At 52.0% G+C, this 24,076-nt stretch carries 25 protein-coding genes and 1 riboswitch; of the genes, 19 read left to right on the top strand and 6 right to left on the bottom strand.

The genetic code is table 11. The annotated features are described in order from the left end of the window. Nucleotides 1-177: 177 nt before the first annotated feature. The gene (locus BW941_RS10160; RefSeq protein WP_076515744.1) at nt 178-666 is read left to right on the top strand and encodes a GNAT family N-acetyltransferase; all 489 of its coding nucleotides are present in this window, start codon (nt 178-180) and stop codon (nt 664-666) included. 131 nt (nt 667-797) lie between these two features. After that, nucleotides 798-1,361, top strand: coding sequence for a hypothetical protein (locus tag BW941_RS10155; RefSeq protein ID WP_076515742.1), 564 nt, complete (start codon nt 798-800; stop codon nt 1,359-1,361). Between the two features lie 21 nt (nt 1,362-1,382). Here BW941_RS10155 and BW941_RS10150 read toward each other — a convergent pair whose 3' ends face one another. After that, nucleotides 1,383-2,300, bottom strand: a complete 918-nt coding sequence (locus tag BW941_RS10150; protein WP_076515740.1) for an AraC family transcriptional regulator — start codon at nt 2,298-2,300, stop codon at nt 1,383-1,385. A gap of 280 nt (nt 2,301-2,580) precedes the next feature. On the opposite strand from BW941_RS10150, the gene BW941_RS10145 reads away from it, so the two are divergent. The 3 genes from BW941_RS10145 to BW941_RS10135 all read left to right on the top strand — a co-directional run bounded on the left by BW941_RS10145 (nt 2,581) and on the right by BW941_RS10135 (nt 5,511). After that, nucleotides 2,581-3,741: a (R)-mandelonitrile lyase gene (locus BW941_RS10145; RefSeq protein WP_076515738.1), complete on the top strand. Its 1,161-nt coding sequence runs from the start codon at nt 2,581-2,583 to the stop codon at nt 3,739-3,741. 32 nt (nt 3,742-3,773) lie between these two features. Continuing rightward, nucleotides 3,774-4,991 carry an NAD(P)-dependent alcohol dehydrogenase gene (locus BW941_RS10140; protein WP_076515735.1) on the top strand — a complete coding sequence of 406 codons (1,218 nt, stop codon included), beginning with the start codon at nt 3,774-3,776 and terminating at the stop codon, nt 4,989-4,991. Nucleotides 4,992-5,070: 79 nt separating this feature from the next. Continuing rightward, nucleotides 5,071-5,511 (top strand): cyclophilin-like fold protein, encoded by a 441-nt coding sequence (locus tag BW941_RS10135; protein WP_217693589.1) that lies wholly within the window; start codon nt 5,071-5,073, stop codon nt 5,509-5,511. Nucleotides 5,512-5,540: 29 nt separating this feature from the next. Here BW941_RS10135 and BW941_RS10130 read toward each other — a convergent pair whose 3' ends face one another. After that, a complete protein-coding gene (locus BW941_RS10130; protein WP_076515733.1) occupies nt 5,541-7,748 on the bottom strand; it encodes a primosomal protein N' in 2,208 nt (735 codons plus the stop codon). Nucleotides 7,749-7,929: 181 nt separating this feature from the next. Here BW941_RS10130 and rpmE point away from each other — a divergent pair, with 181 nt between their 5' ends. From rpmE to BW941_RS10110, 4 genes are all read left to right on the top strand, one after another. After that, nucleotides 7,930-8,145 carry a 50S ribosomal protein L31 gene (rpmE, locus tag BW941_RS10125; RefSeq protein ID WP_068435180.1) on the top strand — a complete coding sequence of 72 codons (216 nt, stop codon included), beginning with the start codon at nt 7,930-7,932 and terminating at the stop codon, nt 8,143-8,145. 241 nt (nt 8,146-8,386) lie between these two features. Then, nucleotides 8,387-9,454 (top strand): isopenicillin N synthase family dioxygenase, encoded by a 1,068-nt coding sequence (locus BW941_RS10120; RefSeq protein ID WP_076515732.1) that lies wholly within the window; start codon nt 8,387-8,389, stop codon nt 9,452-9,454. Beyond that, nucleotides 9,451-10,314: a hypothetical protein gene (locus tag BW941_RS10115; RefSeq protein ID WP_217693588.1), complete on the top strand. Its 864-nt coding sequence runs from the start codon at nt 9,451-9,453 to the stop codon at nt 10,312-10,314. Before BW941_RS10120 ends, BW941_RS10115 begins: the two co-directional genes overlap by 4 nt. A 109-nt stretch (nt 10,315-10,423) precedes the next feature. Beyond that, nucleotides 10,424-10,948 (top strand): hypothetical protein, encoded by a 525-nt coding sequence (locus tag BW941_RS10110; RefSeq protein ID WP_076515729.1) that lies wholly within the window; start codon nt 10,424-10,426, stop codon nt 10,946-10,948. A 14-nt stretch (nt 10,949-10,962) separates the two neighbouring features. On the opposite strand, the gene BW941_RS10105 is transcribed toward BW941_RS10110, so the two are convergent. The 4 genes from BW941_RS10105 to BW941_RS10090 all read right to left on the bottom strand — a co-directional run bounded on the left by BW941_RS10105 (nt 10,963) and on the right by BW941_RS10090 (nt 14,374). Next, nucleotides 10,963-11,604, bottom strand: coding sequence for an MBL fold metallo-hydrolase (locus tag BW941_RS10105; protein WP_175607890.1), 642 nt, complete (start codon nt 11,602-11,604; stop codon nt 10,963-10,965). 16 nt (nt 11,605-11,620) lie between these two features. Beyond that, the gene (locus BW941_RS10100; protein ID WP_076515725.1) at nt 11,621-13,129 is read right to left on the bottom strand and encodes a transglutaminase-like domain-containing protein; all 1,509 of its coding nucleotides are present in this window, start codon (nt 13,127-13,129) and stop codon (nt 11,621-11,623) included. Nucleotides 13,130-13,203: 74 nt separating this feature from the next. Next, the gene (locus BW941_RS10095; RefSeq protein WP_076515723.1) at nt 13,204-13,779 is read right to left on the bottom strand and encodes an LPP20 family lipoprotein; all 576 of its coding nucleotides are present in this window, start codon (nt 13,777-13,779) and stop codon (nt 13,204-13,206) included. Nucleotides 13,780-13,891: 112 nt separating this feature from the next. Then, complete coding sequence (locus BW941_RS10090) at nt 13,892-14,374, bottom strand: FKBP-type peptidyl-prolyl cis-trans isomerase (protein WP_076515721.1); 483 nt, start codon at nt 14,372-14,374, stop codon at nt 13,892-13,894. Nucleotides 14,375-14,474: 100 nt separating this feature from the next. Continuing rightward, nucleotides 14,475-14,626, top strand: a riboswitch (cobalamin riboswitch). A 141-nt stretch (nt 14,627-14,767) separates the two neighbouring features. Here BW941_RS10090 and BW941_RS10085 point away from each other — a divergent pair. The 10 genes from BW941_RS10085 (at nt 14,768) to hslU (ending at nt 24,048) form a co-directional block, all read left to right on the top strand. Beyond that, on the top strand, nt 14,768-15,661 hold the full coding sequence (locus BW941_RS10085; protein WP_076515719.1) for an ABC transporter ATP-binding protein: 894 nt from the start codon (nt 14,768-14,770) through the stop codon (nt 15,659-15,661). A 2-nt stretch (nt 15,662-15,663) separates the two neighbouring features. Continuing rightward, complete coding sequence (locus BW941_RS10080; RefSeq protein ID WP_217693587.1) at nt 15,664-16,698, top strand: FecCD family ABC transporter permease; 1,035 nt, start codon at nt 15,664-15,666, stop codon at nt 16,696-16,698. Continuing rightward, nucleotides 16,698-17,744: a nicotinate-nucleotide--dimethylbenzimidazole phosphoribosyltransferase gene (gene cobT, locus BW941_RS10075; RefSeq protein ID WP_076515714.1), complete on the top strand. Its 1,047-nt coding sequence runs from the start codon at nt 16,698-16,700 to the stop codon at nt 17,742-17,744. The genes BW941_RS10080 and cobT overlap by 1 nt, the downstream gene beginning before the upstream one ends. Further along, a complete protein-coding gene (locus tag BW941_RS10070; RefSeq protein WP_076515712.1) occupies nt 17,741-18,502 on the top strand; it encodes an adenosylcobinamide-GDP ribazoletransferase in 762 nt (253 codons plus the stop codon). The genes cobT and BW941_RS10070 overlap by 4 nt, the downstream gene beginning before the upstream one ends. Beyond that, nucleotides 18,499-19,035, top strand: a complete 537-nt coding sequence (gene cobU / locus BW941_RS10065) for a bifunctional adenosylcobinamide kinase/adenosylcobinamide-phosphate guanylyltransferase (RefSeq protein ID WP_076515709.1) — start codon at nt 18,499-18,501, stop codon at nt 19,033-19,035. Before BW941_RS10070 ends, cobU begins: the two co-directional genes overlap by 4 nt. Beyond that, nucleotides 19,028-20,548: a cobyric acid synthase gene (locus tag BW941_RS10060; protein ID WP_076515707.1), complete on the top strand. Its 1,521-nt coding sequence runs from the start codon at nt 19,028-19,030 to the stop codon at nt 20,546-20,548. The genes cobU and BW941_RS10060 overlap by 8 nt, the downstream gene beginning before the upstream one ends. 59 nt (nt 20,549-20,607) lie before the next feature. After that, nucleotides 20,608-21,219: a cob(I)yrinic acid a,c-diamide adenosyltransferase gene (gene cobO, locus BW941_RS10055; RefSeq protein WP_068436697.1), complete on the top strand. Its 612-nt coding sequence runs from the start codon at nt 20,608-20,610 to the stop codon at nt 21,217-21,219. Further along, a complete protein-coding gene (locus tag BW941_RS10050) occupies nt 21,216-22,040 on the top strand; it encodes a cobalamin-binding protein (RefSeq protein ID WP_084188825.1) in 825 nt (274 codons plus the stop codon). The genes cobO and BW941_RS10050 overlap by 4 nt, the downstream gene beginning before the upstream one ends. Before the next feature lie 107 nt (nt 22,041-22,147). After that, complete coding sequence (gene hslV, locus BW941_RS10045; RefSeq protein WP_076515703.1) at nt 22,148-22,708, top strand: ATP-dependent protease subunit HslV; 561 nt, start codon at nt 22,148-22,150, stop codon at nt 22,706-22,708. After that, complete coding sequence (gene hslU / locus BW941_RS10040; protein WP_068435395.1) at nt 22,705-24,048, top strand: ATP-dependent protease ATPase subunit HslU; 1,344 nt, start codon at nt 22,705-22,707, stop codon at nt 24,046-24,048. Before hslV ends, hslU begins: the two co-directional genes overlap by 4 nt. Nucleotides 24,049-24,076 lie beyond the last annotated feature (28 nt).

Genomic DNA, 24,076 nt, shown 5'->3' with positions numbered 1-24,076 from the left:
TTCTCCGGTAACTAGTTGCCGCTAGCTACGGGCTTCACCTTATATATAAAACTGTCGAGGGAATAGCGGTTAACAATGAAATTGAACCATACAAGCCGCTGAAATTCGTTACGGCCACAAAAAGCGTGGCGGGACGCGCCCAAAGGCCGAGCGTTATGTTCTTAAAGAGATAGAAACATGAATATCAGAGAAGCTACAAAAGAAGATTGGGAATTAATCTGGCCTATTTTTCATGAGATAGTTAAAGCTGGTGAAACCTATGCCTATGAAACTAATACAACAAAAGAACAGGCAGAAAAGATATGGTTAGATGCTCCTCGTAAGACATTTGTATTTGAAGAAGATGGGGCAGTTTTTGGTACATATTATTTAAAAACCAATCAAGCTGGCCCCGGCAATCATGTCTGCAATTGCGGTTATATGGTTTCATCTTCGGCAAGAGGTAGAGGCTTAGCAACTTCAATGTGTGAGCATTCTCAACAAATTGCATTAGAGCTTGGGTATAAAGCAATGCAATTCAATTTCGTAGCATCAAGCAATGAGGGGGCAGTACGTTTATGGGGTAAGCTGGGCTTTGAAACTGTCGGTCGCTTACCTAAAGCCTTTAACCATTCTATAAAAGGCTACGTTGATGCATTGGTAATGTTCAAGTGGCTACAAACATAACAAGCACATTCAAAATAGACACCTGTATTTTGGCGCGTTTTTACCACTCCCTCATCCCTGTTTCCGGGTAGTATTTTGGCCACCTGCTGAATCTCAGTACGGATGCATTTATTACCTTAAGGGATAATCCTATGTCAGCCAGAGCCAACCAGATCGCACTCGATGCCGCAAACGACGTCGGAACTCAGTATTACTGGGCTTCTTTTATGAACGCAGGTGCTATGTATGATTGGGCAACCGGTGGGCTGGCACTCAATTTAGTTGGGCAGTCTGAAGATCACGCGATCTGTTGTTTTGAGTATCCAATGTTACTGGCAGCACGTCGTGGTTACCTGTCCGCAGACGACGCACGTAAGATTATTGGTGCGCTGATGGACTCTGGCTTTAACGCTGAGAGCTTTGAAACCACCTGGACAAAGGTTTGGAACGACTGGCCTGATTTCCCGTTTTCAGGTACCTACTGGCGTCCTCGCCGTGGTGATCTGGTGTTCTATCGCAGTAATACGGGCATTGGTGGTGATACCAACCACGTTGTTTTATCACTCGGCCCTGATAATGCGGACAATATTGAAGTTATTTCGTTTGGTGAAGGTTTGCAGAATCCTACGCAGGCTGCCGTCACTCGCTCTACGGTGAATGGTCTTCGTCAGCAAGGGCACTCTGCTGTTAAGTACGTTGCTCCGCCTTGGTATTGAAGGGTTTTAATTAGCACACTGCTACACCCTCTGCGAAAGCTGGCGAATATCTTTCATCGGCGGTGCCCCAAACAGACGGCTGTATTCTCGGCTGAATTGTGAGGGGCTTTCATAGCCAACTTCAAAGGCCGCTTTTGAGGCATCGAGGTGTTCGGCCAGCATCAGTCGACGCGCTTCATTGAGCCGCATTTTCTTCTGAAATTGCAGTGGGCTCATCGCAGTCATACTGCGAAAGTGGTTATGAAATGCAGAGACGCTCATTCCCGAGTTATTCGCCAGGTCTTCGACTTTTACTGGCTTACTGAAGTTTTCTTTCAACCATTCGATGGTGCGGGCAATCTGGTAGCCATGGTTGGCGTTCGAGGTAATGTCGCGTAGGCGAGGGCCCTGGTCGCTTTTCAGTAATCGATAAAAAATTTCCTGCTGAATCAGGGGAGCGAGAGCTGCGATATCCTCTGGCTGACTTGCAAGACTAAGAAGTCTGCAGAAGGCGTTATTCAAATTTCCGGGCAGCCGGCTGACTCCGATTCCGCAGCGGTCTGTCTGTTTCTTATTTGGCGCTACCTGGTTATCTATCATAAGTTGTGAAATCAGGCGAAGGTCGAGCTCCATGGTCAATCCCAGATAGGGCTTCTCGGGTGAGGCTTCAATAATTTGCGTGACGACAGGCAGCTCAACTGAGGTAATCAGGAAGTGCTCGGCGTCGTAGATGAAGGTCTCTTCTCCAAGGAATAAGCGTTTACGTCCCTGGCCGATCAGGCAAATGCTGGGGGCAAGCATATAACTGGTAGGGTCGGTGGGTTCGGTCCAGCGGTGAAGACTCAGTCCTGGTACATCGGTATCTATGCGGGCTTTCTGTCCGATAAGGCTGGCAATGAGGCCGCTCAGCTCGTTGTCTGAGGTACTATGTGAACTACTTATTGGGGGGCTTGTGGACATTCGCTCGCCCTGTCGGCTGCTTTCAATTCAGTCTCTTTATATTAGCACTGGCTTGAGGGCAGAGTTGAGGCTCTCTGTTGTTGATTGTAGTAATAGGCAAGGATCAGCAAGTTATTGGCAAGGTTGATTTCTTTGGATGCCTCGAATCAATTGATCTCTGTCCATCTCTTTGCATGAGTGGAGAATCAGGCAAAGAACCAACAGAATCTGGATAAAACCCTGAGGCACTCTCCCGTTTAATAAGACTCACAAAGCGTACATCAACGCATGGGAGAGTTTTATGAGTACCGGATCATCGTTTGGCAAAGCCGCTTTAATTGCCCTCACTACACTGGTCAGTGAGGGCGCTATCTCGAAGGAACAAGGTTCAAAAGGAACTGAAGGGCAGATTCACTACCCACTGGGATCTCAGCCATCATTCACCGGCCCTGAAGATAAGTTCACGGGTGATGTCAGTGTTCAGGTGTTGTTTCCGGGGACCGACGAGACCGATTACTCCGGCGCGTACGTTACCTTCTCTGCCGGTGCTCATACTGCCTGGCATTCGCATCCCGCAGGGCAGCATATGGTGGTGACTGAGGGGAAAGCGCTCACCGGCACACGTGATGGCAAGGTCTACGAGTTCTCTGAGGGCGAGACTGTCTGGTGTCCTTCCGATATTGATCACTGGCACGGTGCCACACCGCACAGTTCTATGACCCATCTGGTGATCACCAACAGCAAAGACGGTGAAAACGTTAGCTGGAAGAAGACGCTTTCCGACGACGAATATCAGGCAGCATTGAAACAGATCGCGCAAGCCACTGATATCGAAGGCCTCTCAGTGCAGGAGCATAATCTGGTTCGTGTTGCTACATACGCCGCAGCCGATCAGCAGGAGGGTCTTAAAATCGCCCTGAACGATGCGCTGGATTCAGGCGTTACGATCAGCGAGCTGCGCGAAAGCTTAATTCATCTTTACTCCTACACAGGCTTCCCTCGTTCACTGAATGCCCTGGGCAACCTGATGGGCGTGGTTGAGTCGCGTCGTGAGGCGGGCAAAAAAGACACCATGGGTGCAGAGCCATCGACCATCGCCGCGGATAAAAGTAGTCGCGAAGTCGGTGAACAGGTTCAGACTGAGCTTGTCGGCCAGAAAGTCTCAGGCCCACTGTTTGAATTCGCACCAGGTATCAATGACTACCTCCAGAGCCACCTGTTTGGCGATATCTTTGCCCGTGGTGTGCTCGACTACAAACAGCGTGAACTCCTGACCGTTGCGATACTGGCGAGCCTTGAGGGAACAGACTCGCAGTTAAATGCCCACATCGGTATCGCAACGAATACAGGTGTTTCACAAGCCCAGCTACAAGGCGTGGCAGAAACATTGGCCGTGTACAAAGGGCGTAAGTATGCCGCCCGTGTCACTGGCGCTGTGGATTCCGTTTTAGGCAAGCAGTAATCCGACAACCTTAATTGTGACAGGAGAGATTGATGAATAATCAGGATTCAAAAAGCACCAAACGTAGCACTGATCATGATAATTCGAGCCGCGAATTTATTCAGAACTCTGCACTAGTAGGCTCTGGTCTGATGATGGCCGGTGGGGCCTCATCGATGTTTGCTGCAGGTTCAAAATATGGGCCGGAAGTGCACACTCAGAATGTTCCGTCGCGGGGTTATGCTGCGTTCGATACCTCCGGCGTACTCAAGCCCTGGAAGTTTGAGCGCAGACCTGTCGGTGACAACGATGTGCTTATCGACGTGAAATTTGCCAGTATCTGTCACTCAGATATTCACCAATTGAAAGGCCACTGGGGGTCTCAGCAATACCCTCAGGTGCCCGGGCACGAAATTGTCGGCATCGTGGCGGCAGTAGGTAAAAACGTGACTAAATTTAAAGTCGGTGACCGCGCTGGTGTTGGTTGTATGGTCGATGGCTGTAAAAACGGCACCTGCTGTGAGGAACATGGAGAGCAGTACTGCCCCGACACCGTGTTTACTTATGGGTATCCGCAGGAGAGTTCGCCAACGGGTATCTCTCAGGGCGGCTATTCCAGTAACATCGTGGTGAACGATCACTTCGCTGTGCATATTCCTGAGAACATCAGTTTTGAAGAGGCAGCGCCTCTGCTTTGTGCTGGCGTTACGACCTATTCGCCTTTACTCAAATTTGATCTGAAAAAAGGCGATAAAGTCGGTGTTGCTGGTATTGGTGGTCTTGGCCATCTGGCGGTCAAGCTGGCGGTATCAAAAGGCGCAGAGGTCACAGCCTTCACCACAACGGCTGATAAAGTCGATGGCATCAAAGGCTTTGGCGTTAAAAATGTGGTCGTTGTGGATGACGAACTTAAGGCCTTAGGCGACTATCGCGGCCAACTTGATTACATGATTAATACCTTCCCTGTGGATTACGACGTTGCGGCGTATGCAGCTGCGGTGAAACCGTTCGGTACCTACACTCAGGTCGGTATGCCAGAAGGCTTCTCTGTGTCTGCCAACGCTCTTGGACTCGCCGCCAGTCGCGTTAACTTCAACGCCTCTTTGATTGGCGATATGAAAGAGACGCAGGAAGTTGTTAACTATTGTGCTGACAACAAGGTGCTCCCTGAAATACAGGTAATCAGTGCCGAGCAGATTAATCAGGCGTGGGAAGATGTTGTCGCGAAAAAAGCGCGCTATCGCTATGTCATTGATGCAGCGACATTCTGAACGCAGTTCTAAACGGCAACCTCATCGGTACAAGTGGCTTACCTTAGGAGGTCGCTTTGCTTCTCGGGGAGTAAAGGCAGTGTCTGGCAGTGTAAAACTGATTCAGGCGCTGCTTTTTCTGTTCTTTATTTCAGATCTGAGTGCTGAGGAAACAGGGAATAATTTATCGATGAAGATTCGTCTGGTTATTGGGGATAACAGTGCCATCGCGACGCTTGACGATATTGCGGCATCGCGTGACTTTTATAATATGTTACCTATGACACTCATGTTGGAAGACTACGCTAGCACCGAAAAAATAGCGTATCCCGAACGCAAACTTGCTACCACTGGCGCACCTGAGGGTTACGACCCTTCTGCCGGAGATATTACCTATTATGCCCCCTGGGGAAATCTCGCGCTTTTTTATAAAGACTTCAGTTACTCCCGAGGCTTGATACGACTGGGTGAATTCGATGACGGTGGCGCGCTGCTGAAATTCCGAGGAAAAGCAAACGCGCGGTTTGAAGCTGTACCTTAATTGAATCTGGTTTTATTTAGAGGCTTCAATCAGAGTGTATCCAGCGGATCAACATCGATGTGCCAGCGCACTTTGTTGAAGCCTTTTAATTCCTGAAGTTGTTTCAGTGCCGCATCCAGCGTCTGGTGAAGGGCCTTACGCTCGCTGCAGAAAACCTGCAACTGAAAACGGTAGCGACCGTTCCGGCGCTCCATAATTGCAGGCACCGGACCGAGCAGAGTGACGGGGGCATCTTTCTGGCCGTATTGTTTTAACCAGTGTTGCAGTATGTACCGGGCCTGTTCGAGAAAGCGTTGAGCCATCGCTCTGTCTTCGCATTCGCTGCGTAGCATGGCCATGTGGGAGTAGGGCGGCAGTTGCTGATCTAAGCGCTCGCGCAATATAGAAAGTGCTAGCGCATGATAACCGTCATCGATTAACAGGTTGAGTTGTGGGTGGTCGGCATACAGGGTCTGAATCCAGACATCGCCGGGAGACTCTGCCCGGCCAGCACGCCCGGCGACCTGTTTTATTAATTGTGCCGAGTGTTCCATTCCCCGGAAATCCGCACTGAATAATCCTGCATCGCTGTCGAGAATTACGACCAGTGTGACATCGGGAAAGTGATGGCCTTTGGCCAGCATTTGCGTGCCGACCAGAATGCACGGATCACCGGTATGAATTTCTTCAAATAAATCATCGAACGCCTGCTTCGTACGCACGGTATCACGGTCAACGCGCTTTACGGGTGTTTGAGGAAATAACGCGGACAGATGGTCTTCAATGCGTTCGGTGCCCTGACCGATGGGTTCAATATCCGGCGAGTGACATTCCGGGCACACTTTCGGCACAGGTTGCTGATAGTCGCAGTGATGGCAATGCAGGTGCGGAGGATATTGGTGCAGTGTCATGCGCGCATCGCAGCGTCGACACTCCGCATTCCAGCCGCATTGTTTACAGGCTAATAAGGGGGCAAAGCCACGACGGTTTAAGAATACCAAGACCTGCTTGCCGCGATTCAGGTGCTGTTGCATGGCGGTGAGCACGGGTTCGGCAAAGCCGTGCACCAGAGGTTGATGCAGAATACTGTGCAGTTTCATGCCCGGTGGTCTGGCATTTCCGGCACGGCGGGTCAGTTTTAAATGCAGGTATTTGCCTGTTAATGCGTTATGAAGACTCTCCAGCGACGGCGTTGCAGAGCCAAGCAAGACAGGTACCTGAGCCTGATGAGCACGCACGAGTGCAAAATCCCTTGCCGAATAGCGCAGGCCATCCTGCTGTTTAAAGGAGCCGTCGTGCTCTTCGTCGAGAATAATCAGGCCAAGGTCCGGCAGGGGGGTAAACACCGCTGAACGGGTACCGATCAGAATCCGAGCCTGGCCTTCACGGGCTTGTCGCCAGCCTTGCAGTCGTTCACGATCATTCAGACCCGAGTGAAGCAGTGCGACGGGCACATTAAAACGTTCCTGAAAGCGGCGCACAGTTTGCGGTGTCAGGCCGATTTCGGGCACCAGCAGCAGTGCCTGTTTTCCCTGTTGAATCACTTTGTCGATAAGCTGGAGGTAGACTTCAGTTTTGCCCGACCCCGTCACGCCTTCAAGCAGACAGGCCTTAAATTGCCCCAGTACGTCAGAGACTTTTTTCACCGCCGACGCTTGCTCGTCATTTAACTGCAATGCCGGTCGGACGGATTCAGGTAGTGCAGGGACTGGCAGTCGCGTCTGTTCCTCGATTAATCCGAGTTCGGCCAGCTTACGGCACTGGGCCAGCGAAAAGCCCTGAGCTGTCAGAAATCGATGAGCAATGTATTCCTGTCGCTGAAACTGCTGCCACAATGCCAGCTGCTTGCTGCCTTTGAGTGCTGGCTCTGTATTGGGTGAGGCGATACGTTGCCAACCGCTCTCATCGGCTTCGTTCAGTCCGGCTCCGCGCCGCAGCATGGTTGGTATCCAGTGTTCGAGCACGTCACCCAGGCTGTGGTGATAGTAATCTGACATCCAGCGGGCAAGACTGAGGTCACGCGGAGCCAGTAACGGTGCGTCATCCAGCCGTGCTAACAAAGGTTTGAGCTTATTCGTGGGAACTTCACTGCTGTCACGAGTGCCCAAGACAATGCCAGTGAGCAGCTGTCTGCCAAAGTCTGCACGAACCCGCTGACCGGGTTGGTAGTTTTCTCGGGCGTCACCCTCTACCGGCAGGTAGTCGAAGGTGCGTAACAGGGGGACGGGCAGAGCGACGTCGACAACATAAAAGGACATGAAAAAGCTTGCTGATACGGAATGCTCTGGTATTATGCGCGTCCTTATTGCCCTTGCAAGGGCATATTGTATCTATAACAAGCCAGTAGCGCGGTGCATACCGATATTGGGCCCAGCCTGAGAGATCAGGCGAAGAAAGTGGTCCCCGGGATGTGGCGGCGCGAAGACTGTGAGGTGATTTATGAAAGACGGTATTCATCCTGAGTACGCTACCCTGGAAGCAACCTGCTCTTGCGGTAACGTAGTTAAGACTCGCTCGACCAAGCCAGGCACTATGTACCTGGACGTATGTTCTGCATGCCACCCGTTCTACACTGGTAAGCAGAAAGTTCTGGATACTGGCGGTCGTATCGACAAGTTCCAGAAGCGTTTCGGTGGCTTCGGCGGTAAGAAGTAATCGACGCGTTCTGAAAAAGCCCGCTTCTGCGGGCTTTTTTGTGCCTGCTATTTCTTCTATATCTATCTTTTCGTTCGTCATCTTTTCTTAGCCACCTTTTGTAAGCGCTTACTGACCACTTTGCGCTCTGGTATCTGAGTCTTCTGATTTGATACTCTGAAACACAGTCGGGACGGCCCGGCCAGCATTCTGCTGAACACCACTGGACGGCCAGTCACCCTGAAACCTATGGGAGACTGATATGCAAAGCCGCACCAATCTTCACAAGCAAACACCCCTCCGTCGATTCTCATCCATTCCTGTGATTGATATTTCAGGTTTGTATTCCGCTGTGCCTGCTGAGCGTCAGGCGGTAGCAGACAATATCCGTGATGCCGCAAGAGACGTTGGTTTTTTCTATGTCTGCGGACATCGCGTTCCCGAGGCAGCGACCGATGATCTGGTCGCGTCTGCTGAGCGGTATTTTGCTCAGCCATACGAACAGAAAATGCAGAACTACATCGGTTTGTCACAGAACCACAGTGGTTACGTTCCAGAGGGCGAAGAAGTCTTCTATAGCCCGGGTTCAAATGCAGATGTGAATAAACCCCGGGATCATAAAGAAGCGTATGACGTTAACTACGACCTGGGTGATCTCAGGTATCGGAGGCCGATGCTTGGCCCAACGCTCTGGCCCGACGATGCCGATTTCAAAGCGAAAGTGAGTTGTTACTACGGCCACGGAACAGAGCTCGCAAAGGTTCTGTTCAGGGGCTTTGCTCTTGCACTAGGGCTGGAGGAGACCTTTTTCGATGGCAAGCTGATTCGCCCACCGAATCAACTGCGCTTGATTCATTACCCTTACGACCCGGGCCTGCAAGATGCGCAGGGTATTGGCGCGCATACGGATTACGAGTGCTTCACCTTACTGCTACCCACCGCCGATGGCCTTGAAGTGTTGAATGGTGAAGGTCGCTGGATTGATGCTCCGGTCATACCCGGGAGTTTTGTCGTTAATATTGGCGACATGATGGAAATACTGAGTAACGGCCATTTCAGAGCAACGACCCACAGGGTGCGTAAAGTGAAAGAGGAGCGTTATGCATTCCCGCTCTTCTGTACCTGCGATTACGATACGGTCATTGAGCCCGTGATGGCTCCTTGTGAAGGGGCTGATAAACAGTATCAGCCGGTCAGGTGCGGTGATCACTTGTACGCTCAGACCATAGATACATTTGACTACCTTCAGAAGCGACTGCGTTCGGGTGACATTGAACGCCCGGAGACTCAGCCAGACGTTGGTTTTGGCCGGGAGGAGCGGGCTCTATGAAGCGTAAACGATGGATAGAAAGCCTGGTGGATATCGCTTGCGCGCAGGGCGCCGTCTGGCCAAAGGATTCGGTTCCTGAGTGGATGTGCGGTGCTTTCAGGCGGCGGTGCATCAGCTTTGCTAATGGGTTAACTGATACAGACACACGGGTGTTCTGGCTTCAGTCTGGCGCGCTGACGATAGATCTGCGTTTGCCGCTCGAATACGAACAGCAGGCGGAGCCTGATAATAAGGCGGATTACGAAGGCTGGTACGCGCACAGTGTCTGGCAACATAACCTGCTCGACTGGCAGGGAGGCGTGTCTTCGCTGAGTGAAAACCGTTGGCCCGAGCCCGCAGAGCTAAGGCGTGTGGGCAATTGCATGATGGAGTTCGCGCCAAGCGGCGCCTATGTTGAAGACTGGCGCTTGTTAAACAGTGTGCCGGGGTTATTCGTTGGTCTGGAGTTGATCGGTGAAGAAGACCTTACGACCGGTGCCAGCCGCGAATTACAGGGAGCGCTTATCCTTGCTGGTGACTGCATGGGCGCTGTTTTAAACAGATCAGCGGAAGAGTTTATTACGGACATCGGCGAGCTTGAGGGCGATGAGTTCGTCGTCCGCCACTCCCGCGACATTCATAGAACAGGGAAGCTGATGTTCAGCGCTCTGTTCGAGGCTGACGACGGAGAATTTTTCTACGATACAAGTCAGCCCGAACAGATACGGCTGGTGGCTGGTCAGAAGTCCTGGTCGTTTCGTATTGATACTCTTGTTGGTGACTTTCACTTCGCCCCCGGTACATCTCAGTCAGAGAGTGCAGCGCGCTGGTTTAAACAATTTCAATCAACGCTTGGCCGTTACCTGAGACGGGTTGTCTGAGTGCTCTGTCCGGATGACCTGTCGGGGTCAGTTAGCCCATGCCGGGCAATTCTTCCAGCGGCTGCTATGCTTAAAAGTCAGGTAAAGCAGTTGGGTTCTGGAGCCTCCAATGGAAGACGAAAAAGAGTTTGATCTCAGTGAAGGGCAGCGTATCTCGCTGCTGGAGCGAACGGTGTCTTTCAATCGAAAGGTTGTGATTGTACTTGTGGTGCTCTCGGTCGTTGGGTTATCAGCGTTGTCGACATTGGGCATTGTTTCGTTACTGAAAGAGGATATCGCCTACGCGAAGGCCGCAGAGCTTGAACTGGTGAAAAAAGAAAACGAAGCGTTGCGCATTCAGATGGCGGCCTTTGAAAAATCATTGGTGCAATACCGTAAGATTATGGACACCAGTCAGGCGTCTGGCTTTAAAGAAATTCTTCTCGATCAGGAGCAGAGCTACCAGACGCATCTCAGTGCGTTAAAACAGGGGATGCGTGATCTCGCGAAAATGATGCCGGGTTCTCGTACCTGGTTGGAGATGTATGACGAACAAATGGATATCGCATTGGAAGAAAGCCGCCAGCGGGTTCAGGAACTGGCGGCCATTCAGACATCTGAGCTCAGGAAGAAACCTGCAGCAACGACGCCCTGAATAAAGATAAGTACTCAGCCGCGATGGTCAGAGACAAAAGGGTTGTGCTGACGTTCGTGGCCGAAGGTTGAATTCGGGCCGTGCCCACAAATAAATTCAATATCGTCGCCCAGCGGAAACAGCTTCTCGCGGATGGAAGAGACCAGCTCTTCGAAATTTCCTTTTGGAAAGTCAGTACGACCAATCGACCCATTAAAAATAACGTCGCCGACCAGGGCTTTTTTGCTGTCTTTATCGAAGAAGACAACATGCCCTGGTGTGTGGCCGGGCGCATGGATAACCTCAAGTGTCACGTCACCCACTGTGACCGTATCGCCATCGTTCAGCCATTGATCGGGAGTGAACGACTCAACGTTGGGAAATCCGAACATCATAGATTGCTGCGGCAACGATTGAATCCAGAAGTCGTCTTCCTTATGAGGACCAATAATAGGGAGGCCGAGGTCACGAGCTAAAGCCGCAGTGCCTCCTGCATGATCAATGTGCGCATGCGTCAGCAGAATTTTGGTGGGGTTCGCACCCATTTTTTCAATCTGCGCTTTGATTTTATTAATTTCACCGCCGGGGTCTACGATGGCGGCTTCTTTGGTGTTGTCACACATCAGAACAGTGCAGTTCTGCTCAAAAGCAGTGACAGGAACAATGGCGATCTGCAAAGCCATGAAGGCCTCCTTAAAATACTTCTACTACGTCAGGTGACTGGCCCGCGAACTGCGGCATGGTCATTCCTGCACGCGCGTTAATATAGGTCGGGTCAGTCACTGTATATTGGCGGCCATTATAAACGACTGCGTCGCCTTTCACTTGACCTGTAAATTCAACGGCTGCGGCCACGTGCCCCGGATAATCCAACAGTACGACGGGCAGGCCCAACAGGTCATGCACCAGCAGCGAGAACAATGCGGCTCTGTCTTCGCAGTCTGAGGCAGCATAGTGCAGGGTTTCGAGTGGGAACAGGTAGTTTTCAGTATTAAACTGCTGCTCATCGGTCTGATATTCGAAGGCGTTCTGAACAAAGTTGAGCAGTCGATTGACCGCGACTTCTTCAGAGTGCCCCTGTAACAATGGCTTCAGTTGTCTAGTGAGCTCGGCCCGTGTCGCAGCGGGCAGATCCAGAATCGGATAGCGTGGCAGGTTCAGCTGGGGCATGGAATCCAGATAACGGATCTGCTCCGCTGGGTAACTGACGACAACATTCACTGTTTCTTCGCCCTCCTGATAACTGAGCGTCCGCTTGCGGATATCTCCCGCACCGTTGAAGCGTTCAGGCACTTTGAAGGCCACCGCACGTGACGCTGTCTCGTGTTGCTTGCCGTAGGTGTAGACCTTTCCTGCAATTCGTACATCACCATTGAGTGGCAGGGCGTAGTAGCGTTCACCACTGAGAGTAAAATACGTGACGCCATACACATCGTCGTCAGCAGGCATTAGCAGGTAAAGGCGGTCGTTGTAGGCAAGGCGGGCGTCATAGCCGAGTTTTACGAGCATAAACCAGCTCAACATAATGCGGCTGTCGGCATTTCTCGCTACGGCCTCAGAGTAGTCGGAGACAAGCCGTGCTGTTGCCCAGTCGCTGAGCGACAGAGACGTCTTAGTGGCACTGAGCTGCTCTAAGGCGGGTTTGAAATCACTCCGTGCTAACGCTTCCCACGCTGAGGCAATAGCGTCGGAGGAGGGCCTGGATGAAAATGCACGTGGCATGGCTTTGTTGTAGGGCAGACGTAAAGCGTGACCATAAAAGTTAATACTGGCGGCAGGGCCTTTAATTTGCGGCTGCGGGGCAACTTTGACCGGCGTTTGCTCTGGCGTTGTGTTGTCGGGTTCGCGCGTCGGTGTCGGAACAGGCACACTTACGACTGGCGTAGGTTCGGTTGCTATGTCTTTAGGCTTCTCTTCTGGCGCATCAACAGGCGAATAAATCGGCGGTGCTTTTGGGATGTTTGTGGGTTTTGGGGCCTGATCTTCTTCCTCGCCTGATTCGGTATCGACGGGTTCCCAACGCTGCTTCAGAAATCCGATAAAGGCTTTGTCGTTTTCGTCGAGATAGCTCTGAAATTCTTGCTGAGTCGTGGCGCGCCAGCGTTCGTAATCGCTCATACCTGGGTTCGCGACGACAGAAAGAGTAGCTGCGCTGGCGACGACACCGCTGGCTATCAGGGTGCAACGGATAAGATGTTTCATTGGATCTCCCCCAAAACAAAAAACCGGTACAGAGTTACCCCGGTACCGGTCTGGATATCATACGCTGAGCTGACTCAGTTCATGTTCAGCATTTCTTCGCGCATTTCGTCGAAAGACTTCTGAGCCTGAAACTTCTGCCACAGAGCTTTCTCGTTGTTCATTGAGGTTTTCAGGGCCTCTTCTGCCAGCTGGTTAACGGTGTCGGCGTCGAGACCAACGAGAACCACCATGCCGCCGCTAGGGGTTGGCATCTGACGGAAGATCTTGCTGCCAGTCAGTGTCTGCTTGGTGATCTGCTTGGTTGTCACAGAGTTAACCTGATCAACGGTTTCGTCGTCAGCTGTACCCGTGGTTTCAGCGTATTGTTTGATCATGTTCTGAACTTCTACCTGCATGGTCTGAGCAAGTTCAACGCGCGCGGCGGTTGCTGCCATTTGCTTCATGAAGTTTGCGCCAGCGGCAGATTTATCGGCGTAACCGACGGCGGTCAGGTCAACGCCATCAACAGGGGCACCACAGACCCACGCAGGAGCAGGCTGCATGCTGCCATCGGCGAAGACACACTCAGCAACTTGAGGTGCCGGTTCGTTAGAAGAACACGCAACCAGCAGAGTGGCGGCAGCGGCAGTGAACAGGTGACGGATATTCATCCTTAATCTCCTACAGGTATTTTCAAAAGACTCATTCGAGAATAGCCGAAGCAATATTAAAATACTACCGCACTCCGGCGACCATTCTCGCTGCTTGTGACCTGAGTCAGAATCAGTGCTGATGGCCGCCAATGCCGTGGGCGTGGCCGTGATCAAGCTCTTCTGCAGTCGCTGTACGAACGTCCAGAATCTCGACGTCAAAATGTAAGGTTTTCCCGGCAAACGGATGGTTAGTATCAACGTCTGCCATGAAACGACCGACCTTAACGATGGTCACCTGACGCTCGCCCTGATCTGTGTGTACAGAAGCGACCATGCCTTTGCTCCATTTCTTTGAGCCCTGCAGGTGCTTGACTGGTACGCGCTGCACCGAACCTTCAACGCGGTGCCCGTAGCCATTTTCTGGTGTTACTGTGATTTCGAGTTTGTCACCGGCCTGCTTGCCTTCGACAGCCTCTTCAAAGCCCGGGATCATGTTGTTGTGGCCCTGCAGGTAGGCAATCGGATCATGGCCCGCAGTGGACTCAATCTGTTTGCCATCGGCATCTTTAAGGGTGTAATGCAGCTGAACAACCGTATCTTTGGCGACAATCATGAGCGTTTCCGTAGTCTGTGTATGGTGTGGTTAACTGTGATCATTAAGGCGCGAAGTATCCGGTATCCGCGTGTTTACTGCAACGCTGGCGCCTCTGTGCGATAATCCACCCCTGTCCGGACTGGCAAATTTGTCTTGCCAGTCTCAGGAGGGGAACCCGGTGAAAATCCGGGGCTGTGCCCGCAACTGTAAACAGTGGCTTTTATCCGGTCGACTGTCAGCCAGATTGCCTCCCGGACGTGCAAACCAATTTCTATGATCGAGCGGGTTACTCGATGATGAGCTCTCTGTTCGGGCGGCTTAGGCTGCGTTCCCGAAGTGCGTCCATCATCCGTATTCCGCCCATAATGTGACGATTAGCGTGACAATATTTGTACCGATGCGCGGATACCAATGGTGAATCAGTCCTCAAACAACAGCTACACCTCTGGCGATGCTGAACTCGCGCATATCGCTGTTGAGCACTTATCGCTGACTATCGGTGCGAAAGCTACGAACGCTATTCTGCGGGATATTTCGTTCGCTGTGGAATGCGGTAGCCTGGTTGGTATTGTCGGGCCGAATGGTGCAGGTAAATCGTCGTTACTCAGAGCAATCTATTGCCATCGCTACGATCAACCGGCCTCGCTGGCGGGGCAGGTGATGATTGCCGGGCACCCGGTACACCTGATGAGCAGACGCGAGCGAGCCTGTAAAATCGCGGTTGTGCTGCAGGAATCGGCACTGCCTTTCGAGGTGACTGTGCGCGAAGTTCTTGCAACCGGCCTGACGCCTCGTAAGCCACTGCTGTCGTTTACCAGCAAAGATGACACCCGGTTAATAGAAGGTATAGCAGCCGACCTCGACCTGACGCGTTTTATTGATCGTGATTTCGGCTCTCTTTCAGGTGGAGAGAAGCAGCGGGTGTTGATCGCCCGCGCACTGGTACAACAACCTCAGATTCTTCTTTTAGACGAACCTACCAACCACCTCGATATTCAGCATCAGATAGAGACGCTAAGCCTGGTCCGGTCATTGGGTGTTACGGTACTTCTTACCATTCATGATCTGAACATGGCCGCGGCTTACTGTGATCAATTGCTGGTATTGAATAAAGGTCAGCTGGTGGCCAACGGTGAACCCTTCCAGGTGCTTACCAGCGAATTAATCCAGGATGTATTTCAGGTTGCCGCAGATGTTGCTGTGATCCGTAACACTTATACGCATGAACGCCGTATTCGTATTGCCTACGATATGCCTCCGAGTCGGACTATTGCTCCCGGATCAGCTGGAGAGCGCAGGAAATGAAAATGCCGTACGGGTTAACTGTTGCAATAACTTTCTCTGTGCTTTGCCTTTCGGTCATTGGCGCAGCGGCGCAAGGCGCCTTCGATCTGTCGCTTCTGAATGTTTTTCAGGGCGTCATTATCTGTCCATGGACGAATGATTGTGCGTTGTCGCCGATCGAACAGCAGATTCTTACGGATATTCGCCTGCCGCGGATTTTTATGGCTTTACTAACGGGCGCTGGTCTGTCGATTACTGGCGCTATTCTGCAATCAGTAACCCGTAATCCGCTGGCTGATCCTTATTTATTTGGTATTTCATCCGGGGCCGCTTTAGGTGCGGTGTTGGCCATGTCTGCTTTCACTGGGGCCTTTTCTGGGTTTCTGGCGGCGACGGGCCTGAGTGTCGTATTTAACGTGACCACCGGGGCGCTTGCGGGCGGAGCGCTGTCTGTTTTTCTGATGTTGACGCTTGCGGGGAAGTCGGCGGTTCAGGTCGAAAAGCTGCTGCTTTCCGGGGTGGCAGTTTCTTTTATGCTCAGTGCATTTACCAGCCTTGTGATTTATTACTCAACGCCAGAAACTGCGGCCACGTTATTGTTCTGGCTGATGGGCAGTTTTTCGGGCAGCAACTGGGCTGATCTTATTTTGCCTCTTTTGGCTGTGGTGCTTGGCAGTGGTTTGTTTTTCATATTTTCGCGCTGGCTCGTTGTGATGCAGCTGGGCGAAGAGAGTGCCGCCACATTGGGAGTGCCCGTGCATAAATTGCGGTTGGGGATGTTGCTGGTGTGTTCAGCAGTGACTGCAATTCTGGTTGCTGAGGTTGGTGGCATTGGCTTTGTCGGACTTATGATTCCTCATATCGTGCGACTGCTGGTCGGCGGGCAGCTGCACAGGGTATTGCTGATGTCTCTGTTGATCGGTGCGACCTTTATGATCTGGGTTGATGTCCTGGCTCACTCTCTACTTCAGGATCAGGTTCTGCCCGTTGGTATTGTGACATCAGCGCTCGGCAGTCTTTTCTTTTTTATTATTCTTAAGCAACGACAGAGTCGTTGATGGCAGGTGTTATGTTTTCCGTTTCTCCGGTGTCCCGCTCAAGGGATGCTGCCATTCAGCAGCGTATTGATATGAAAACCAAGCCGCCCGGCAGTCTGGGGCAGCTTGAATCATTAGCGGCTCAGCTGGCAGCGATCACCGGTGTCGAAAAAATCCGGCTGCAAAAGCCTGTCATGATGGTCTTTGCCGCAGATCATGGCATCGCAGAAGAGGGGGTAAGTATTGCGCCTCCGGCGGTGACGCAGCAGATGGTTAAGAATTTTATTAATGGCGGTGCGGCAGTGAACTGTTTCTGTCAGGTTGCCAGCATGGCTTTGTACGTTATTGATGCAGGCATCCTTAATGCCGTTGAGAGTAGCCGCGTTATAAATCAGCGCCTGGGAGCGGGCACTAAGAATATTGCTAAAGCGCCGGCAATGGCACGCGAAACCGCAGAATCAGGACTAGTATTGGGGGCTGAAATAGTGCGTCAGCGAATCGCAGAAAGCAGTAATGTTTTTGCGTTTGGTGAGATGGGAATTGGTAATACGTCGGCGGCATCGGCGGTGCTCGCTGCTATTCTTGGGCGCTCAGTCGAAGAGACTTGTGGTCGTGGTACAGGCATTGATGATGATGCCTTTGAACGCAAAAAATCGCTCATCGCTGAGGCACTTGAGCGTCATCAGTCGACGCCTGAACCCGAGGATACGATGAATATTCTGGCTTCTCTTGGTGGCTTCGAAATAGTTCAGATTACCGGGGCTATGTTGGCCGCGGCTGAGAAGCAATGCATCGTTATGGTTGACGGATTTATTGCTTCAGTAGCGGCGCTGGCCGCGGTCAGAATAGCCCCGGAAGCACGGTATTATATGGTCTTCTGTCACCACTCAGAAGAGCAGGCTCACACTCTGATCCTGGAGGCTCTCGATGCCAGGCCATTACTCGATCTCGGATTGCGACTGGGAGAAGGAACCGGCGCAGCGCTGGCATACCCGCTATTGCAATCGGCACAGTCTTTTTACAACTATATGGCCAGCTTTGATGATGCAGGTGTCACTGCGGTATGAACAGGTTGGGTGAACAGCTGAACCTGTGGTGGATTGCCTTGGCCTTTTTTACGCGGATACCGGTGCCGGCCTCGGTCGAGTTCAGTCAGGCGAGCCTTAACCGCGCCAGCCGTTATTTTCCTGCCGTTGGGTGGTTGATCGGCGCTCTCTGTGCGACGGCCCTGTGGTTGTTGATGTTGGTCTTTCCTCAGGATGTCGCTGTCTTGATTTCCATCGCAATCAGTTTGCTGCTTACCGGGTGCTTTCATGAAGATGGCCTGGCAGACACCAGTGACGGGCTGGGAGGCGGATGGACCCGCGAGCAGAAGCTCAGCATTATGAAGGACTCCCGCATCGGCACGTACGGCGCTGCTGCTTTATGGGTGTCGCTCACGCTGAAATTCGTTGTTTTATCCCAGTTGATCAATCCGGTTCTGGCACTTCTGGTCGCGCACCCTTTGAGTCGAATTATTCCGACAGTATTTATCGCTGCTATGTCTTATGTCTCTGACGTTGATACCTCAAAAGCCAAGCCTTTGGCTGAGTCAGGCTCGGGTGCGGATACGGCTATTGCGATAATCACAGGTTTAATCGCGCTTATGTTTATCAACAACCCGTTCATTATTCTGTTCGTCTTACTCGTGTTGGCAGGCGTTGCGTACGTATTTCTTAAGCGTCAGATTGGCGGGTTTACCGGCGATGCCTTAGGAGCAGTTCAGCAGGTCAGTGAACTGGCTATTTATCTCTCGTTACTGGCTCTGAGCGGGAGCTTCTCTTGATTCACTTAGTGACGGGCGGAGCCCGATCCGGAAAAAGTCGTTATGCCGAACAGCTTGCTAATGAGCGGGCTGAGGTTACCTATGTGGCGACAGCGACACCGGGAGATGACGAAATGGCGGCGCGCATTCAGCGTCACAAGAAAGATCGACCGGCGCACTGGGCGCTGGTTGAGGAGCCTTTTGAGCTGTCCTCGGTCGTGAGTGCGTCGTCGTCAACGCTCCTGATTGACTGCCTGACGTTATACCTCACTAACTGGCTCTGCAATGAACAGCGTTGGCCCGACTTTGAGCAGGAAAAATCCGAATTGCTGAGCGCATTGAAAAAAGCCTCGGAAGTACCAGGGCAGGATATTTTTATTGTCACCAATGAGGTGGGGAGCGGCATTGTTCCCCTTGGTGAATTAAGCCGCCGGTTCGCTGATGAGGCAGGGTGGCTGAATCAGGCCGTAGCCGCCATCGCCGATGACGTTACTCTGGTCGTTTCCGGGTGCCCACTGGCATTAAAACGTAATGGAGTACTGCTTCATGGCTGATGCTCATACTTCGTTGCCGGTAAAAGGCTGCCTGATGGTTCAGGGCACAACGTCTGATGCTGGCAAGAGCCTGTGTGTGACCGCGCTATGTCGGATACTTAAGCGCCGGGGTATTTCGGTGGCGCCATTTAAGCCTCAGAACATGGCATTGAACAGTGCGGTAACGAACGATGGCGGAGAAATCGGGCGGGCTCAGGCGCTTCAGGCCGAAGCCTGTGGTTTGCCTCTGTCGACGGACTTCAACCCGGTATTGTTGAAGCCGAATTCGGATATGCGCTCTCAGGTCATTATTAATGGTAAGGCCGTCAGCGAGCTCGACGCACGACGTTTTGGCAACATTAAAGAGCTCGCATTTGATCATGTATTGGCGGCATTTCAGCGACTCAAAGAACAGTACGATGTGGTGATTGTTGAGGGTGCAGGCAGTCCGGCAGAAGTGAATCTTCGCAAAAATGATATTGCCAACATGGGCTTTGCCGAGGCGGTAGATTGTCCTGTCGTTCTGATATCGGATATCGATCGCGGCGGTGTGTTTGCGCATCTTACAGGTACGGTAAATATTCTTGCGGCCAGTGAACAGGCAAGAATTAAGGGCTTTCTGATCAATAAATTCCGCGGCCGGATCGAGTTACTCCAGGACGGCCTCGACTGGCTGGAAGACTACAGTGAGAAACCTGTACTGGGAGTACTGCCGTACATTATGGATCTGCGTCTTGATGCTGAAGACGGAATAAACCGGGCTCTGCATGAAGAAAATCTTAATCAGTCAGACCAACAGCGCATTGTTATTAAGGTGCCGGTGCTGCCACGTATCAGCAATCACACCGACTTTGAACCGCTACTTCAGCATTCTGGCGTTGTGCTTGAGTATGTCACTGCTGGTGGTGATCTGTCGGGCGCTGATCTCATTATTCTTCCGGGCAGTAAGAGTGTTCAGGCTGATCTGGCTTACCTGAGGGAGCAGGGGTTCGATCGACAGATTCTTAAGCACCTGCGCTACGGTGGCAAAGTGCTGGGTATCTGCGGTGGTTTTCAGATGCTGGGTCAGAAAATTTCTGACCCGGAGCAGGTCGAGGGCACGATCACAGAGTCCGAAGGTCTTGGTTTACTTGATGTCAGTACTCGACTCACCGCAGAAAAGCAGCTTAAGAACGTAGACGGTGTGCTGGTTAACTTCGGGAATAAGATCAAAGGGTATGAAATTCACTGTGGTATCAGTGAGGGGGCGGGCCTGCAATCTCCCTTTTGTTGCCTGACTGATCAGCAGGGCAATTCATACACAGACGGTGCTATATCCGATGACGGCCAGGTGATGGGGACATATGTACATGGCGTATTTGACCACCCGGAAACCTGTGAGTTTATTCTGGGGTGGGTGTCTGGCTCACCGCTGTCTGGCTCACCGGTAAGGGCAGAAGATTGGCAAGCACTGCGTGAACGTGAAATTGAACGTATCGCTGATATTTATGAAGAGCATATCGATATGGACGCCCTGTTGAATATCATTCGGTAGGGCAGCTATCACAGATCATTTTTTTAAAATAGAAATTATCAAATATACGAGGTCGGGTAATGTCGAAGTCAGAAGAAGAGTTGAAGCAGGAACGCCATAAAAAGAAAGCGCAGAAACAAAAAGAAAAGGTTGATGCCAGTATTGCGAAAGCGACGGAAGAGCGTGGCATCGTAATCGTCGTAACGGGCAATGGCAAAGGCAAATCAACCTCTGGCTTCGGTACGGTTGCACGCGCTGTGGGCCACGGATACAAAGCGGCGGTTGTTCAGTTTATTAAGGGGCAGTGGGACTGTGGTGAAAGAAACCTACTCGAGAATAATGGCGTACCTTTCGCCGTCATGGGCACAGGCTTTACCTGGGAAACTCAGGACCGAACGTCTGATATTGCCGCAGCCGAAGAGGTCTGGGCGCATGCTAAGGAGTACCTGGCTGACCCTCAGTACCATGTTGTTCTGCTTGATGAGCTGACTTACATGCTCGGTTACGATTACCTCAATAAGGAAGAGGTGTTGAATGCCATCCGCAATCGTCCTGAAAATCAAAGTGTTGTTGTTACCGGGCGTGGCGCAATCAAAGAACTACGAGATCTGGCAGATACCGTCAGCGAAGTAAAAGATGAGAAGCACGCATATCGCGCGGGAATAAAAGCCCGTAAAGGTGTGGACTGGTGATCCGCTGCATCCTTGCTTTCGCACTTATGCTTTGTGCGTGCTGTGCTGTAGCATCCAAACCGATAGAGCGAATCGTTGCCCTGTCCCCGTCTTCGACCGAGATGCTGTTTGAAATGGGGATTGGCAGCAGGGTTGTAGGTACGGTCGAATGGGCAGACTTCCCTGAAGCGGCAAAAGCTATTCCGCGCATTGGCAGCTACGCCGGTATTAATATCGAGGCGCTTATCGCCGTGCAGCCGGACCTGGTTGTCGCATGGAAAAGTGGCAATAAAGAGTCTGACCTAAAGAAGCTTGAAGCGCTGGGGGTGAACGTTCTTTATATCGACCCCAAAACGATGGATGCCGTAGCCGATGATATGGAGCGGCTTGGGGAAGCGGTCGGAGAAGCTCGGGCCGGCAAAGAAGCGGCAGATCGCTTTCGTGACCGCTACAGCGCACTAAAGCGTCAGTTTGCTAACGCCGATCCTGTCCGGGTTTTTTACCAGTTATCTTATGAGCCATTGCGCACGGTCGGACAGGGCAGTTGGGTTGATGCTCTGATCAAGGATTGCGGCGGAGATAACGTGTTTGGAAAAGCACCGGCACACTACCCGGTTGTGGCTTTTGAGAGTGTGATTGCTCGCGACCCTGAGGTCATCATTATGTCGAGCCACACGAACGTGGTGAACTCGAAAGAGGCTTTATGGAGTGAATGGCCATCCGTCGCTGCTGTCAGGGAGGGGCACCTTATCCCCGTAAACAGCTCAGCGCTGCTACGTTCTGGCCCGCGGGCGACGGAAGGCCTGGCGCTACTCTGCAACGCGATCGACCAGGCGCGCTGACCTGTCTAACTGTTACCGGCAGATCTTCTGCTTGAAATGCCGGTTTCCGCCCCCATCTGTATCGAGAGCGACACATCATTTACATCTGAGACACAAGGTACAGAGTCATGACAACGATTGTATCCGTGCGCCGTGGCGACGAAGTCGTCATTGGAGGCGACGGTCAGGTTTCACTGGGCAATACCGTAATGAAAGGCAATGCCCGCAAAGTCCGCCGCTTATACGACGGTAAAGTCCTCGCGGGTTTTGCTGGTGGCACGGCTGACGCTTTTACCCTGTTTGAAAAGTTTGAAGCCCAGCTACAGCAGCATGGTGGTCAGTTGACCCGTGCAGCCGTTGAGCTGGCAAAAGAGTGGCGCTCAGACCGTGCTCTGCGCAAGCTTGAAGCTATTCTGGCGGTGGCAGACCACACGGCCTCTCTGATTATTACCGGTAATGGCGATGTACTGCAGCCTGAAGACGACCTGATCGGTGTGGGATCGGGTGGTAATTATGCACTGGCTTCGGCTCGTGCCTTGCTGGAAAACACTGAGCTTGGCGCTCGTGATATCGTCGAGAAGAGCCTCAATATTGCTGGCGAAATCTGCGTGTTCACCAATACCAACCTGACCATTGAGTCGCTGAAAGAGAGCGATGTTACCGGCGACACTTCAGGAGCAAATGCATGAGCCAGATGACACCACGCGAAATCGTCCACGCACTGGATCAACACATCATCGGTCAGAATGATGCCAAGCGCTCTGTGGCTATTGCCCTGCGTAATCGCTGGCGCCGTATGCAGCTTGAGCCAGAGCTGCGTGATGAAGTCACGCCAAAGAATATCCTGATGATCGGCCCGACCGGTGTGGGTAAAACTGAGATTGCCCGCCGTCTGGCGAAACTTGCGAATGCGCCATTTATCAAGGTGGAAGCCACCAAGTTTACTGAGGTAGGTTACGTCGGTAAGGACGTAGAATCCATTATCCGTGACTTAGTCGAAACCGGGATCAAGCTTCTGCGTGAGCAGGAAATGAAAAAGGTACGGACCCGCGCCGAAGAACTCGCTGAAGAGCGTATTCTTGACGTGTTATTACCACCGGCTCGCTCGACCACCAGCTGGGACACTACTGAAGAACCTAAGCAGGAAGACAGCTCTGCGCGCCAGGTTTTCCGTCGTAAACTGCGCAACGGTGACCTTGATGATAAAGAAATCGAGATCGATGTTGCTCAGGTGAATACTGCCGGTGTAGAAATCATGACACCTCCAGGTATGGAAGAGATGACCAGCCAGTTGCAGAACATGTTTGCGAATCTGGGCGGTGATAAAAAGTCCAAGCGTAAGATGAAAATTGCGGATGCCTTTAAGCAGATCTGCGATGAGGAAGCCGGCAACCTATTGAACATGGAAGAGCTGAAAGTCCGTGCGCTGGAGTTGGTCGAACAGAACGGTATCGTCTTTATCGATGAAATCGATAAAGTCGCTAAACGTCAGGACAGTGGTTCTGGTGGCGATGTTTCGCGTGAAGGCGTGCAGCGCGACCTGCTGCCGTTGATCGAAGGCTGCACCGTCAGTACCAAGCACGGTATGGTGAAAACAGACCATATTCTGTTTGTTGCCTCGGGCGCGTTTCATCTTGCACGTCCTTCGGACCTGATTCCCGAACTTCAGGGTCGTCTGCCTATCCGTGTTGAACTTGCGGCGCTCACTCCGCACGATTTTGAACGCATTCTGACCGAGCCTAACGCGTCTTTAACAGTGCAGTACAAAGCGCTGATGAAGACCGAAGGGTTGGACATCGACTTCACTGCGGATGGTATTAAACGCCTGGCGGAGATCGCTTATCAGGTCAATGAGAGCACCGAGAACATCGGTGCCCGCCGCCTGCATACACTAATGGAGCGCTTGCTTGAGAGTGTGTCGTTTGACGCAACGGATCTGACCGAACAAGTGACCATTGACGGCGCTTACGTCGATCAGAAGCTGGGTGCTCTGGCACAGGATCAGGATTTGAGTAAGTTTATTCTCTGATAATGCAGCACTTATAAAAAAGCCCCCG

Source organism: Thalassolituus maritimus (genome assembly GCF_900156675.1).
GTDB lineage: Bacteria > Pseudomonadota > Gammaproteobacteria > Pseudomonadales > Oceanobacteraceae > Thalassolituus > Thalassolituus maritimus.
The sequence above is the reverse complement of the archived record's forward strand: the minus strand, read 5'-3'. Positions and strand labels throughout refer to the sequence as shown.